Consider the following 13,655-nt stretch of genomic DNA (forward strand, 5'->3'; position numbering starts at 1 on the left):
GGGGTGCTGGGTTCCCCCCCCCAGGGTATTGAGTGTGGGCCGATGGGGTTGGGGGGGGGGGGGGGCCGGGGGCCCCCCCCGACCTCAGGGTCAGTCGACGGCCGGCTGCTCGCCGTCGATGCCGGCGGGAGCGAGGTGCTCCTCGAACAGCGCGGTCCACACGTCGCCGCCGTCGGTGAAGAGGGAGTTGATGTGGTCGAGCAGAACGGTGTCGCCCTTCTCCAGGCCCACGCCGTAGCGCTCCTCGCTGAAGGGCTCGCCGGCGATCTTCAGCTCGTCGGGCTGCTGCGCCACGTAGCCGGCGAGGATCGCCTCGTCGGTGGTGATGGCGTCGACCGAGCCGGACAGCAGCTGCTCGATGCACTGCGAGTAGGTGTCGTACTCGACGGTGTCGCCCGGGCTGTACTCCTCGCGGATGCGCTGCAGCGGCGTCGAGCCGGTCACCGAGCAGACGATCTTGCCTGCGAGGTCGTCCGGTCCGGTGATGTCGTCGTTGTCCGCGGCGACGAGCAGGCCCTGGCCGGTGAGGAAGTACGGACCGGCGAAGTCGATCTGCTCCTTGCGCTTGTCGGTGATCGAGTAGGTGCCGACGTAGTAGTCGATGTCGCCGTTGACGATCGCCTGCTCGCGGTTGGCGGAGGGGATGGTCTCGTAGGTGATCTGGTCCTCGTCGAAGCCCAGCGACGCCGCGATCCAGCGCGCGATGTCGATGTCGAAGCCGGTGCGCTCATTGGTGGCCGCATCCTGGTAGCCGAGGCCCGGCTGGTCGTTCTTCACACCGATGATGACGCCGTCGCGCTCGACCATGCGGTCGTACGTCGGGCTGCCTTCCAGCGAGACGTCGGTGGCGACCTCCCACAGCGCTGTGGTGTCCTCGCCGTCGGTGGCTTCGCCACCCGGGTTGTCGGGCGTGCCGCTGTTGCAGCCGCTCAGGGCGAGGGCGGCGATGGCGATGCCGGCGAAGGCGCCGGCCATACGGGTCTTGCGCATGTGATCCTCCTGGTGTCGATGGTTTCGGTGACCGGCCCGGGTGCACGGGCGCGGACGTCTCAGTGCGTGATGAGCTTGGAGAGGAAGTCCTTCGCGCGGTCGCTGCGCGGGTTGGTGAAGAACGTGTCGGGGGTGGCCTCTTCGACGATCTGCCCGTCGGCCATGAACACCACGCGGTCAGCCGCCTTGCGCGCGAACCCCATCTCATGGGTCACGACGATCATCGTCATGCCGTCCTGCGCGAGACCGACCATGACGTCGAGCACCTCGTTGATCATCTCCGGGTCGAGCGCACTGGTGGGCTCGTCGAAGAGCATGACCTTGGGCTTCATCGCGAGTGCGCGTGCGATGGCGACCCGCTGCTGCTGCCCGCCTGACAGCTGGGCGGGAAGCTTCTCGGCCTGCTGGGCCACCCCCACCCGCTCGAGCAGGGCGCGCGCCTCGCGCTCGGCATCCGCCTTCTTCATGCCCTTGACCTTGATCGGGCCGAGCGTCACGTTGTCGAGGATCGACAGGTGCGAGAACAGGTTGAACGACTGGAACACCATGCCGACGTCGGCACGCAACGCCGCGAGGGCCTTGCCTTCCTTCGGCAGCTCTTTGCCGTCGATGGTGATCGTTCCGCTCGTGATGGTCTCGAGGCGGTTGATCGTGCGGCAGAGCGTCGACTTGCCGGAGCCGGACGGGCCGATGACCACGACGACCTCGCCGCGGTTCACGGTGAGGTTGATGTCCTTCAGCGCCTGGAAGTCGCCGTAGTGCTTCTGCACGTCGGTGATCACTACGAGCGGCTCGCCTCGCTGGACGTCGATGTTCGACGTGCGCGGGGCAGCCTGCGAATCTGATGTCGCCATGGAACTCACCTTATTCATCCGCCGGGATCCACCGTGGCGGTTGCCCGGACCTTTACCGTTCTGAAACATAATCGACGCGCGGCGCGGTGTGCGCGGATGCCGCGGGGACGGTCCTCCGGGCAGGGCGCGCGTCAGTCGTCGGCGCGTTGGGCGAACGCCGACTCGTAGAGGCAGACGCTGGCCGCGGTGGCGAGGTTGAGCGACTCGGCGGCACCGTAGATGGGCAGACGCAGCGCCAGGTCGGCGTGCGCACGCGCCTCCTCGTCGAGGCCCCGCGCCTCGTTGCCGAAAAGCCACGCCGTGGGGCGGGCGAGCAGCGCGCGGCTGGCCAGGAAGTCCTCGCCGCCCACGTCCGCCGCGACCACCTGCAGGCCGGCGGCGCGCGCCCGGGCCGCCGTCGCCTGGAGGTCGGCGCCCACGGCGACGGGCACGTGGAAGAGCGAGCCGGTCGTGGCGCGCACGACCTTCGGGTTGTAGAGGTCCACGGTGCGGCCGGTGAGGATCACGGCATCCGCCCCGGCGGCGTCGGCCGCCCGGATGATGGTGCCGAGGTTGCCGGGGTCGCGCACCTCCTCGCAGATCGCGATCAGCCGCGGGCCCGCGGCGAAGATGTCCTTGAGCGACGTGGGCGACTGGCGGGCGACCGCCACGAGCCCCTGCGGGGTGACCGTGTCGGCCATCGCATCGATGACGGCTTCCGTGGTGAAGACGACGTCGACGCCGGCTTCCTCCGCGGCGTCACGGATGTCCGAGTGGCGCTCCAGAGCGCCCGGTGTCGCGAAGAGCTCCACGAGCGCGTCCGGCCGGTGCGCGAGTGCCTCGCGGGCCGCCTGCGGACCCTCGAGCAGGAACAGTCCGGTCTCCTGTCGCGCGCTGCGCTTGGTCAGCTTGGCGACGGCACGCACACGAGGCGAACGCGGATTCTCGAGCACGCTCCCATCCTAGGGCGCGCATGCCCGGCATCCGGGTACGCCGAAGGGGCGCCCTCCGTGGAGGACGCCCCTTCGTGACACCGCGAGAGCGGTGAGGTGTGCGTGCGTCAGGCCTTGGGAGCGTTGACGTCGGCGGGCAGCGCAGCCTTGGCCGTCTGCACCAGCGAGGCGAACGTGGCCGGCTCGTGCACGGCCAGCTCGGCGAGCATGCGGCGGTCGACCTGCACGCCGGCGAGACCCAGACCCTGGATGAAGCGGTTGTAGGTGATGCCGTTCTGGCGGGCAGCGGCGTTGATGCGCTGGATCCAGAGGCGACGGAAGTCACCCTTGCGCTTGCGACGGTCACGGTACGCGTAGACCAGCGAGTGGGTGACCTGCTCCTTGGCCTTGCGGTACAGGCGCGAACGCTGACCCCGGTAGCCGGAGGCGCGCTCGAGGATGACGCGACGCTTCTTGTGGGCGTTTACTGCCCGCTTGACTCTTGCCATTTTCTTCTACTTCCTAACGTGCGGGGGAGCTCAGAGACCGAGCAGCTTCTTGGCGACCTTCGCGTCACCCGGGGCCAGGACCTGCTCCTGGTTCAGGCGACGGGTGCGGCGGCTCGCCTTGCCCTCGAGGTTGTGGCGCATGCCGGCCTGCTGCTTCATGAGCTTGCCGCTTCCGGTGACCTTGAAGCGCTTCTTGGCACCCGAATGGGTCTTCTGCTTCGGCATCTCTTCTTCCTTCGTTGCTGGTCCCGCGCAGGCGGGAGTCGGTATCCCGCGGTGCGGGGGTCTGTGGGGCCTATTCGGCCGGCTGTGCGGCGGAGTCGTCTCCGCTTGCGGCATCCGCTGCCTGGCCGTCGCCGGAGCGGGCCTGGCGTGCGGCTTCCTTGTTGGCCGTGCGCTGGGCGTTCTGCTCCGTCTTGACCTCGGACTTGTTCTTGTGCGGGGCCACGACCATGACCATGTTGCGGCCGTCGATGGTCGGGCTCGACTCGACGGTGCCGTACTCCGCGACGTCCTCGGCGAACTTGCGCAGCAGACGCACACCCTGCTCGGGGCGCGACTGCTCGCGGCCGCGGAACAGGATCATGGCCTTCACCTTGTCGCCGGCCTGCAGGAAGCCCTCGGCGCGCTTGAGCTTGGTGATGTAGTCGTGCGCCTCGATCTTCAGACGGAACCGGACCTCCTTGAGGACGGTGTTCGCCTGATTGCGCCGCGCTTCCTTGGCCTTCTGCGCCGCCTCGTACTTGAACTTGCCGTAGTCCATGATCTTGACCACGGGGGGCTTCGAGTTCGGGGCCACCTCGACCAGGTCGAGTTCGGCCTCCTGTGCCAGGCGCAGCGCCACCTCGATGCGGACGACGCCGACCTGCTCACCCGCGGGTCCGACGAGGCGGACCTCGGGGACGCGGATGCGGTCGTTGGTGCGGGGATCGCTGATGCGGAGCTCCTCTTACGTAGCGAATGGGTTCGGCCACCGCGACGGCCCGTCATCAAACGGTCCCTCGCGGGCGGAAGATTCGCACGTTCCACCCGCACAGCGCACCTGCGCCGGCTTGTGCACCCTAGCTACCCCGTGGAAACGGAGCGGAGTGCGTGGACCCGGTAGCCTGGAGCGGCAAGCGCGGGTGGGATGTGATCCTCTTTCGATCCGGGGTTGAACCCCCGGTGCCCGCGAAAGTCTAGCAGAAAGTGCGATGTGAACACGATTCCCGATGGCCAGGCCGATTCCACGGCGCACGCGAGCGCTCCGGACGCCGAGACCCAGGCCCGCTGGGACGAGCAGGACCGCGCGGCGAGCGCCGCCACGCGCGACATCGCGGATGTGCCCGCCGTCGAGGTGATCACGACCGCCGCCGTGCACCTGATGAGCGCCGCCGCCGTGAAAGTCGGCCTCGCCGACGACCCCGAGACGCAGCAGGACCTCGACGAGGCGCGCAAGCTGATCAACGCCCTGGCAGGTCTCATCACCGCCGGCGCCCCCGAGATCAGCGACATGCATGCCCGCTCGCTGCGAGACGGACTGCGTTCGCTGCAGCTGGCGTTCCGCGAGGCGTCGGTGATCCCCGACCCGATCGGCAAGGGCCCCGGCGAGAAGCTGACCGGCCCCGTCACCTGACCCGCTGCCGGGTGGGTGTCCGTCACGGACGCTCACTCGGCGCCGGGCACGCTCATTCCGGTGCGCGCAGCAGTTTCACAGTCAGCGAGTCGACCAGCACCGCGATGCGGTTGTCGGCCGCCCAGTGCGCGGCAAGGCGCTGCAGCACGGCATCGAGCTCGGCTTGGTCCAGGCCCGACATCAGCTGCAGCCGCACCACCAGCTCCGGCCCGCGAAGCCGGGCATCGGGATCGCCCGGCTCCACCGACAGGTCGAGCACGGCGAGCTCTCCCCCGACGCTCTCCTGCAGCCCGCGGTACACCTCCGGCGACGCGAAGCTCGGCTCCCAGGGCTGCCCCTGACCGATCGCCCACACGGCGGGACGGCGCAGCACGAACTCCGTCTCGGACGTGGGGTCGATCACGATGAGGTCGGTGTCGTCATGGGCCGCCGCGAGCGCGGTGCGCATGCCGTCGGCGGGTACGGGACGGGCGGTGGCATCCCACCGCTGCATCGCCTGCACCGAGGTGAACACGGGCAGCACGCTGCGTCCATCGGGCGCGGCGACGGTGACGATCGAGAGCTCCTGCGTCTTGTCGACGGCGAGCCCGGTCGGACCGACCCCCTCGTCGCCCTTCTCCGCCACGAGCGGGATCAGCAGCCTCGCCTGCCGATAGGCGTCGACCACGGCGACCTGGTCGCCCTCGCCCGCCCGGAACGCGAGGAGCGCCGCCAGCAGTGCCGGGTCGGCGGACCCGTCATCCCCGGCGTGCGGGTTGGATTGGAAGCTGCGTCCCTCCCACGCGACCCCGGCGGAGTCGGCGGTGTTGCCGCAGTGGTCCTCAGAAGCCGGCGACATCCAGCGCCTCGGCCAGGGTGAACGCCTCGGCATAGAGGGCCTTGCCCACGATGGCGCCCTCCACCCCCAGCGGCACGAGCTCGCGCAGTGCGGCGATGTCGTCGAGGCTCGAGATGCCTCCGGATGCCACGACCGGCTTCGGGGTGCGGGAGGCGAATTCGCGCAGCAGCTCGAGGTTCGGGCCGCGCAGAGTGCCGTCCTTGGTGACGTCGGTGAGCACGTAACGGGTGCAGCCGGCCGCTTCGAGGCGGTCGAGCACCTCCCACAGGTCTCCGCCGTCGCGGGTCCAGCCCCGGGCGGCGAGCGTCGTGCCGCGCACATCCAGCCCGACCGCGATCGCGTCGCCGTAGCGCGCGATGACGTCGGCGGCCCATTCGGGGTTCTCCAGCGCCGCGGTGCCGAGGTTGATGCGGCTCGCTCCGCTTTCGAGCGCGGCCTCGAGCGAGCGGTCATCGCGGATGCCGCCGGAGAGCTCCACCTGCACGCCCTTGACGTTGCGCACCTGCTTGATGACCTTGCGCAGCACCGCCGTGTTGTTGCCGCGACCGAACGCCGCATCCAGGTCGACGAGGTGGATCCACTGCGCCCCCTGCCGGGCCCAGGCCATCGCGGCGTCGACGGGGTCGCCGTAGGTCGTCTCGGAACCCGCCTCGCCCTGCGTCAGGCGCACGGCCTTGCCGGCGGCGACGTCGACGGCGGGGAGGAGGATCAGCTCAGGGGTGGACGCGAAATCGTTCATGGCTCCAGGTGCGGGCTCGGGATGCGCAGCGTCAGGCCGCGCAGGCACGATGTCAGACAGTAGTCGGGCGCAGCGCGCCGATCCAATTGGACAGCAGACGGATGCCGGCTTCGCCGGACTTCTCCGGGTGGAACTGGGTGGCCGAGAGCGGCCCGTTCTCGACGGCGGCGAGGAACGGCGCACCGTGACGGCTCCAGGTGAGGGCCGGCGCGGGGAACGGCGGGATGACGTCGAGCTCCCACGACTGCGCGGCGTAGGAGTGCACGAAGTAGAACCGCTCCTGCTCGAGCCCGCGGAAGAGCACCGACCCCTCGCCGGGCTCGACGGTGTTCCAGCCCATGTGCGGCAGGATCGGGGCGTCGAGCTCGGTGACGGCGCCGGGCCATTCACCCAGGCCGGCGGTGTCCTCGCCGCGCTCGACGCCGTGCTCGAACATCACCTGCATGCCCACGCAGATGCCCAGCACCGGCAGTCCCCCGGCCAGTCGCCGGTCGATGAGCTCATCGGCACGGCTGGCACGCAGCGCGTCCATCACGGCGCGGAAGGCACCCACCCCCGGGACGACGAGCCCGTCGGCGTCGCGGATGAGTCCGCGGTCAGCCGTGAGCCGTGCATCGGCCCCGGCGGCGACGAGCGCCTTCACCGCGGAGTGGACGTTGCCCGATCCGTAGTCGAGCACCGCAACGAGAGGCCGGGCGGCCTCGCTCACAGAGCGCCCTTCGTGCTGGGGATGCCCTGCACGAGCGGGTCGAGGGCCTTGGCCTGGCGGAACGCTCGCGCGAACGCCTTGTACTCCGCCTCGGCGATGTGATGCGGATCGCGACCTCCCAGCACCCTGACGTGCACGGTCATTCCGGCGTGGAAGGTGATCGCCTCGAACGTGTGACGCACGAGCGAGCCCGTGAAGTGGCCGCCGATCAGGTGGAACTCGTAGCCGGCGGGCTCCCCCGTGTGCACGAGGTAGGGCCGGCCGCTGATGTCGACGACGGCCTGAGCCAACGCCTCGTCCAGAGGCACCAGCGCGTCGCCGTAGCGGGAGATCCCGCTCTTGTCGCCCAGTGCTTCGCGGATCGCCTGGCCGAGCACGATCGCGACGTCCTCGACGGTGTGGTGCGCGTCGATGTCGGTGTCGCCGGAGGCCCGCACCGTGAGGTCGGTCAGCGAGTGCTTCGCGAAGGCGGTCAGCAGGTGGTCGAAGAAGGGCACGCTCGTGTCGATGTGGCTGCGACCGGTGCCGTCGAGGTCGAGGTCGAGCTCGACGGACGATTCGCTGGTGGCGCGGCGCACAGACGCGGTGCGCGCCTCGGGACGGGTCATGACCCCGAGTCTATCGACGCCAGCGCGTCGAGGAACGCGGTCGTCTCCTGCTCGGTCCCCGCCGTCACCCGGAGGTGGTGCGGGATGCCGACGTCGCGGATGAGCACTCCCCTGTCGTAGAGCGCCTGCCACGTGGCGGCGGGGTCGGCGACGCCGCCGAACAGCACGAAGTTCGTCCACGACTCGTGGGGCTCGTATCCCAGCGCCTCCAGGGTCGCCGAGATGCGGTCGCGCTGGGAGACGATCTCGTCGACCATGCCCAGCATGACCGGCGCGTGCCGCAGCGCGGCGGTGGCGGCCGCCTGAGTGAGTGCGCTGAGGTGGTACGGCAGCCGCACCAGCCGCAGGGCGTCGATCAGCGCGGGATCGGCTGCGAGGTATCCCACCCGCGCTCCGGCGAAGGCGAAGGCCTTGCTCATGGTGCGGGACACCACGAGCCGCTCGCGCCCCGGCATCAGCGTCACCGCCGACCGCGCGTCGCGTGGGGCGAACTCGACGTACGCCTCATCGACGATCACGACACCGGCTGTGGCCTCGTAGACCGCCTCGACCACGTCGAGTGACAGCGGCGTTCCGGTGGGGTTGTTCGGCGCGCAGAGGAAGACCACGTCGGGCGCCGCCTCCGCGACCTGCGATGCCGCGTCGTCGGGAGCGAGGGTGAAGTCGTGCGCGCGGTGACCGGCGACCCAGGTGGCTCCCGTCCCCCGCGTCAACAGCGGGTACATCGAGTAGGTCGGCGCGAAGGAGAACGCGGTGCGGCCGGGACCGGCGAACGCCTGCAGCACATGCTGCAGCACCTCGTTCGAGCCGTTCGCCGCCCAGATCTGGTCGCGGGACAGGCCGTGGCCGAGGTACTCGGCGAAGGCCTCGCGCAGCGCCGTGAACTCGCGGTCGGGGTAACGGTTCACGTCGCGCAGCGCACGAGCGACGGCGTCGAGGATGTCGCCCGCGACCTCGTCGGGAACCGGATGCGTGTTCTCGTTGACGTTCAGAGCGACGGGGAGTGCCGCCTGCGGAGCGCCGTACGGCGTCTGGCCGCGCAGATCGTCGCGGAGGGGGAGGTCGTTGAGACTCGGGATCACCCCTCCCATGCTAGCCAGCCCGGCCATCAGTGGGCTCGGCCCCAGGTCGGAACGTATCGCCCTCGCACCCGGCCTCACGGCGCGGCGGTGTACTCCCAGGGGATGGACAGTCGCTGACCGGCGGCGACCACGGAGGACTCGAGGGCGTTCAGCCGCACGATCTCGTGGATGACGTCGCGCGGGTCGGCCTGGGGCGCGACCTCTTCGGCGATCGACCACAGCGATTCGCCCGCAGCGACGGTGACCATCTGGAACGAGCCGGCCGGAGCGGAGCGGTCCCCGCTGGCGAGTGCACCTCCCCCACTGAGGGCGGCGGCGCCGACGGCGATGACGATGGGGAGGGCGGCGAGACCGGTGAACACCCGGCGACCGCGGGCGGTGAGCCGCAGCCGCGTGGCGGACGACGTCGGTCCGGCGAGCTGGATGGTGGTCATGGAGTCCTCCTCTGTGGCGATCTTCGCATCCGACCTTCGGCCAGGAAGGCCGGATGCGAAGTTCTTTTCCGAAGTTATCTTCGATGTTCTAGGGTGTCAAGCACGGGACCGGTCGGATATCGAATCGCACGCGACACGCGTGGACCTCTGCGCCGCGGCATCCGGCACCGGATACGGTTTCGATAGGAGCACCCCATCACGGACCTCCGACATTCGAAGACGCTGCCTCGCGCGGCGAGACGGGAGAAGGCTCGATGACCGACGCGACACCGGCCGGCCGCGAGCGGGACAAGCCGCAGACGCGGCGGCGCAAGAGCCTCAGCGAGAAGCAGCTGGCGATCCTCGAGGTCATCCAGCGCTCGATCGCACGGCATGGCTACCCGCCGAGCATGAGGGAGATCGGCGACGCGGTGGGACTCAAATCGCTGTCGAGCGTGACCCATCAGCTCAATCAGCTCGAGCTGAGCGGATACCTCCGGCGCGACCCCGGCAAGACGCGCGCCATGGAGGTGCTGATCGACCTGCCCGGCTCTGCCGCCGAGAATCCTGCCGATGCCGCGCCCAGCGTCGGCGACGCCGCGCTCGTGCCGCTCGTCGGCCGCATCGCCGCGGGCGTGCCGATCACCGCCGACCAGCAGGTGGAGGAGATCTTCCCGCTGCCGCGCCAGCTGGTGGGCAAGGGTGACCTGTTCATGCTGAAGGTCAGCGGCGAATCGATGATCGATGCCGCGATCTGCGACGGCGACTGGGTGGTCGTCCGCTCGCAGCCCACAGCCGACAACGGCGACATCGTCGCGGCGATGCTCGACGGCGAGGCGACGGTCAAGACGTTCCGCCAGCGCGACGGTCACACGTGGCTGCTGCCGCGCAACAGCGCGTTCGAGCCGATCCTGGGCGACGAGTCGGTCGTGCTGGGCAAGGTGGTGGCGGTGCTGCGCGCGGTGTAGCCGCGACCGCGCGTACGCCGCGTGACATGACGAGGGGATGCCGCACTGCCGCGGCATCCCCTCGTGCGTCCCCGCCGGGAGGTCAGGCCCGCACCGCCACCTCCTCGCGCACCGCGCGCGCGGCCGAGACGAGGTTCTCCAGCGACGCGACCGTCTCGGCATAGCCGCGGGTCTTCAGTCCGCAGTCGGGGTTGACCCACACCTGGCCGATCGGCAGCTCGGTGACGGCGCGCCGCAGGAGGCCCGCGATCTCGTCGACGGACGGCACCCGGGGCGAGTGGATGTCGTACACGCCTGGCCCGACGCCGCGCGCGAAGCCCGAGGAGCGGATGTCGCCGATCACCTCGCCACGGCTGCGGGCCGCTTCGATGGAGGTGACATCGGCGTCCAGCGCAGCGATCGCATCGATGACGACGGCGAACTCCGAATAGCACAGGTGCGTGTGCACCTGGGTGGCGGGGACGGCGCCCGCGGTGGCGAGACGGAACGCACCGACCGACCACTCCAGGTAGTGCGGCTGGTCGGCGCTCTTCAGCGGCAGCAGCTCGCGCAGGGCGGGCTCGTCCACCTGGATGATGCGGATGCCGGCCGCCTCGAGGTCGGCGATCTCATCGCGGAGGGCGAGCGCCACCTGGTCCGCGGTCTCGCCCAGCGGCTGATCGTCGCGCACGAACGACCACGCCAGAATGGTCACCGGCCCCGTCAGCATCCCCTTCACCGGAGCCGCGGTGAGGCTCTGGGCGTAGGCCGACCACCCCACGGTGATGGGGGCCGGCCGAGAGACGTCGCCCCACAGGATCGACGGGCGGGTGGCCCGCGATCCGTAGGACTGCACCCAGCCGTTGCGGGTGACCGCGAAGCCGTCGAGGTTCTCGGCGAAGTACTGCACCATGTCGTTGCGCTCCGCCTCGCCGTGCACCAGCACGTCCAGCCCCAGGCGCTCCTGCAGCTCGATCACCCGGCGGATCTCGTCGCGCAGGAAGCCGTCGTACTGCGCGGCGGTCAGTTCTCCACGCGCAGCGGCGGCGCGGGCACGGCGGATGTCGCCGGTCTGCGGGAAGGAGCCGATCGTCGTCGTCGGCAGCACGGGGAGTCCGAGCTCACGCTGCGCGGATTCCCGCGTGGCGGCTGCGGCCCGCGAGTAGTCGTCGGGACTCAGCGCCGCTGCTCGCGGCCGGACCGCCCCGTCGCGCACGCCGGGGGCGGCGTGCCGGTCGGCGAGCGCAGCGGATGCCGCCGCCAGCTCGTCGGCGATGCCCTCGCGCCCGACCTGCAGCCCCGTGGCGAGCGTGGCGACCTGCTGCACCTTCTGGTCGGCGAAGGCGAGCCAGGACACCAGGCGGGGATCGAGGTCGGGCTCATCCGCGACGTCGTGCGGCACATGCTGCAACGAGGTCGAGGTGCCTGCGGCGACGGCGCGGGCACCGAGGGCGCGCAGCGCGTCGAGTCGCTCCCAGGCGGCGGCGAGGTCGCCGCGCCACACGTTGCGGCCGTCGATGACGCCACCCACCAGCGTCTTGCCGTCGAGGCCGGGGGCGGGCTCCGGCACGCCGCCCCGGTGCAGGTCGAGCGCCACCGCCTCGATCGGAGCCGCGGCGAGCGCCCGCCACGCCTCGGCCGACAGCCGGCCGTAGCCGGCGGCGACAAGCACGGCGGGACGGTCGGCGGCGTCGCCGAGCAGCGCATAGGCGCGGGCCGCGGCTTCGGCGAGGGCGGCAGGCGACGCCGGCAGGCTCTCGCTCACCAGCGCCGGCTCGTCCAGCTGCACCCACTCCGCGCCCGCCGCGCGCATGGCGGCGAGAAGCGCGCGGTACACCGGCAGCAGCTCGTCCAGGCGCGAGAGCGGGTCGAAGCCCTCGGGCGCGGCATCCGTCGCCTTGGCCAGGGCCAGCAGCGTCACCGGGCCCACGATCACGGGCCGGACGACCACCCCGTCGGCACGCGCTTCGGCGACCTGGCGCGCGAAGCGGTCGCTCGACAGCGCGAACCGCGTCTCGGGACCGATCTCGGGCACGAGGTAGTGGTAGTTGGTGTCGAACCACTTCGTCATCTCCAGCGGCGCACGCTCCCGGTCGCCGCGTGCCGCTGTGAAGTACGCCGTCAACGGGATCGTCCCGTCCGCGGCACGGAGGTCGGCGAACCGCTGCGGCAGCGCGCCCACCGTCGCGGCGGCGTCGAGCACCTGGTCGTAGAACGAGAAGGTGTCGGGGATGGCGGAGTCCCCGGCCCCCAGCCCGAGCGCTGCGAGGCGCCGGCGGGTGCGCCGACGCAGGTCGGCAGCCACCTGCTCGAGCCCTTCGAGATCCAGATCGCCGGCCCAGTGCGCCTCGACGGCGCGCTTGAGCTCGCGGCGCGGGCCGATGCGCGGGTAGCCGAGGATCGTACCGGCGGGGAACGTGGCGTCGGTCATGATGCGGTCTCCTTGTGTGGGGTGAGGATGCCGCCCTCGCGGAGGACGGACAGGACGGTCTCGTGGTCGTTGAAGGCGTAGAGGTGCACGCCGGGGGCGCCGCCGGCGACGACGGCGCGGGCGAGATCGGCGGCCGCTGCGATGCCGATGTCGCGCTGGCCTGCGGCCGACGGCTCGACCTCGAGCGCGATGGCCAGCTCAGACGGCAGGTCCTCGCCCGTCAGCTCCAGCACGCGACGCAGGCGTGCGGGCGAGGTGATCGGCATGATGCCGGGCAGCAACGGAATCGTCACCCCGGCCGCGCGCGCCCGGTCGACGAAGGCGAGGTAGACGTCGGGGTGGAAGAACAGCTGCGTGATCGCCAGCGTGGCCCCGGCGGCCTGCTTGGCCAGCAGCGCGTCGAGGTGCTGACCGGCGTGGCGAGACCGCGGGTGCCCCATCGGAAAGGCCGCGACGGCGATGTGCGCGCGCGGGCGCGGCGCGACGCGCGCTGCACCCGGCAGTCCCGGGATCGCATGTTCGGTGTACGGGGCGTGCTCGGCCTGCACCCGGTCGATGAGCTGCACGAGTTGTGCCGCGCTCTCGAGGTCGCCCAGGAAACGGTCGCCCTCGGCCGCCCCCGCGGGCGGGTCGCCGCGCAGCGCGAGGAAGCTCGTGATGTCGGCGTCGAGGAACTCGCGGATGAGTGCCGCGGCCCCGGCGTAGGTGTTGCCCACGCAGGTGAGATGGGCCAGGGGCTCGACGGCGGTCGTGCGGCGGATGTGGCGCAGCACCTCGAGGGAGTCTCCGCCGGTCGATCCCCCCGCCCCGTACGTCACCGACAGGAAACGGGGACCCGCGGCCGCCAGGCGTGCGATGGTCTCGCGCAGGTGGCCGGCGGCGGCGGCGGAGCGCGGCGGATACAGCTCGAACGAGAACGGCACGGTCGGTGCGCTCGCGTCGGGCGACAGGCTCATGGGGGCGTCCTCGGAGGTTCCGGGAATGCGGCCCGGACGGCCGCATCCACGCA

At 71.0% G+C, this 13,655-nt stretch carries 16 protein-coding genes; 2 read left to right on the plus strand and 14 right to left on the minus strand.

Features of this window, described 5'->3' with window-relative positions; genetic code table 11:
* Positions 1-90: 90 nt before the first annotated feature.
* The 6 genes from NQ165_RS10070 to infC all read right to left on the minus strand — a co-directional run bounded on the left by NQ165_RS10070 (position 91) and on the right by infC (position 4,201).
* Complete coding sequence (locus NQ165_RS10070; RefSeq protein WP_257533172.1) at positions 91-990, minus strand: glutamate ABC transporter substrate-binding protein; 900 nt, start codon at positions 988-990, stop codon at positions 91-93.
* Positions 991-1,049: 59 nt separating this feature from the next.
* On the minus strand, positions 1,050-1,844 hold the full coding sequence (locus tag NQ165_RS10075; RefSeq protein ID WP_257533174.1) for an amino acid ABC transporter ATP-binding protein: 795 nt from the start codon (positions 1,842-1,844) through the stop codon (positions 1,050-1,052).
* 131 nt (positions 1,845-1,975) lie between these two features.
* Positions 1,976-2,776, minus strand: a complete 801-nt coding sequence (locus NQ165_RS10080) for an RNA methyltransferase (protein ID WP_257533176.1) — start codon at positions 2,774-2,776, stop codon at positions 1,976-1,978.
* 107 nt (positions 2,777-2,883) lie between these two features.
* Positions 2,884-3,264, minus strand: coding sequence for a 50S ribosomal protein L20 (gene rplT / locus NQ165_RS10085; protein ID WP_257533178.1), 381 nt, complete (start codon positions 3,262-3,264; stop codon positions 2,884-2,886).
* A gap of 30 nt (positions 3,265-3,294) precedes the next feature.
* Positions 3,295-3,489: a 50S ribosomal protein L35 gene (rpmI, locus tag NQ165_RS10090; protein WP_257517405.1), complete on the minus strand. Its 195-nt coding sequence runs from the start codon at positions 3,487-3,489 to the stop codon at positions 3,295-3,297.
* A gap of 70 nt (positions 3,490-3,559) precedes the next feature.
* A complete protein-coding gene (infC, locus tag NQ165_RS10095) occupies positions 3,560-4,201 on the minus strand; it encodes a translation initiation factor IF-3 (protein WP_257533292.1) in 642 nt (213 codons plus the stop codon).
* Between the two features lie 258 nt (positions 4,202-4,459).
* On the opposite strand from infC, the gene NQ165_RS10100 reads away from it, so the two are divergent.
* Positions 4,460-4,879, plus strand: a complete 420-nt coding sequence (locus NQ165_RS10100; RefSeq protein WP_374679358.1) for a DUF1844 domain-containing protein — start codon at positions 4,460-4,462, stop codon at positions 4,877-4,879.
* A gap of 52 nt (positions 4,880-4,931) precedes the next feature.
* Here NQ165_RS10100 and NQ165_RS10105 read toward each other — a convergent pair whose 3' ends face one another.
* From NQ165_RS10105 to NQ165_RS10130, 6 genes are all read right to left on the minus strand, one after another.
* Positions 4,932-5,717 (minus strand): SseB family protein, encoded by a 786-nt coding sequence (locus tag NQ165_RS10105; RefSeq protein ID WP_257533180.1) that lies wholly within the window; start codon positions 5,715-5,717, stop codon positions 4,932-4,934.
* Positions 5,701-6,456, minus strand: a complete 756-nt coding sequence (priA, locus tag NQ165_RS10110; RefSeq protein WP_257533182.1) for a bifunctional 1-(5-phosphoribosyl)-5-((5-phosphoribosylamino)methylideneamino)imidazole-4-carboxamide isomerase/phosphoribosylanthranilate isomerase PriA — start codon at positions 6,454-6,456, stop codon at positions 5,701-5,703. Before priA ends, NQ165_RS10105 begins: the two co-directional genes overlap by 17 nt.
* A gap of 52 nt (positions 6,457-6,508) precedes the next feature.
* Positions 6,509-7,165, minus strand: coding sequence for an imidazole glycerol phosphate synthase subunit HisH (gene hisH / locus NQ165_RS10115; protein WP_257533184.1), 657 nt, complete (start codon positions 7,163-7,165; stop codon positions 6,509-6,511).
* Positions 7,162-7,773, minus strand: coding sequence for an imidazoleglycerol-phosphate dehydratase HisB (gene hisB, locus NQ165_RS10120; RefSeq protein WP_257533186.1), 612 nt, complete (start codon positions 7,771-7,773; stop codon positions 7,162-7,164). Before hisB ends, hisH begins: the two co-directional genes overlap by 4 nt.
* Complete coding sequence (locus tag NQ165_RS10125) at positions 7,770-8,864, minus strand: histidinol-phosphate transaminase (protein WP_257638266.1); 1,095 nt, start codon at positions 8,862-8,864, stop codon at positions 7,770-7,772. The genes hisB and NQ165_RS10125 overlap by 4 nt, the downstream gene beginning before the upstream one ends.
* Positions 8,865-8,929: 65 nt before the next feature.
* Positions 8,930-9,289: a LysM peptidoglycan-binding domain-containing protein gene (locus tag NQ165_RS10130; protein WP_257533191.1), complete on the minus strand. Its 360-nt coding sequence runs from the start codon at positions 9,287-9,289 to the stop codon at positions 8,930-8,932.
* Between the two features lie 254 nt (positions 9,290-9,543).
* On the opposite strand from NQ165_RS10130, the gene lexA reads away from it, so the two are divergent.
* Positions 9,544-10,236: a transcriptional repressor LexA gene (gene lexA / locus NQ165_RS10135; protein WP_257533193.1), complete on the plus strand. Its 693-nt coding sequence runs from the start codon at positions 9,544-9,546 to the stop codon at positions 10,234-10,236.
* Positions 10,237-10,318: 82 nt separating this feature from the next.
* Here lexA and metE read toward each other — a convergent pair whose 3' ends face one another.
* On the minus strand, positions 10,319-12,646 hold the full coding sequence (metE, locus tag NQ165_RS10140; protein ID WP_257533195.1) for a 5-methyltetrahydropteroyltriglutamate--homocysteine S-methyltransferase: 2,328 nt from the start codon (positions 12,644-12,646) through the stop codon (positions 10,319-10,321).
* Positions 12,643-13,602, minus strand: a complete 960-nt coding sequence (locus NQ165_RS10145; RefSeq protein ID WP_257533197.1) for a methylenetetrahydrofolate reductase — start codon at positions 13,600-13,602, stop codon at positions 12,643-12,645. The genes metE and NQ165_RS10145 overlap by 4 nt, the downstream gene beginning before the upstream one ends.
* Positions 13,603-13,655: the final 53 nt, after the last annotated feature.

The sequence above is a fragment of the Microbacterium sp. zg.Y1084 genome, from assembly GCF_024623595.1.
Classification (GTDB): domain Bacteria; phylum Actinomycetota; class Actinomycetes; order Actinomycetales; family Microbacteriaceae; genus Microbacterium; species Microbacterium wangruii.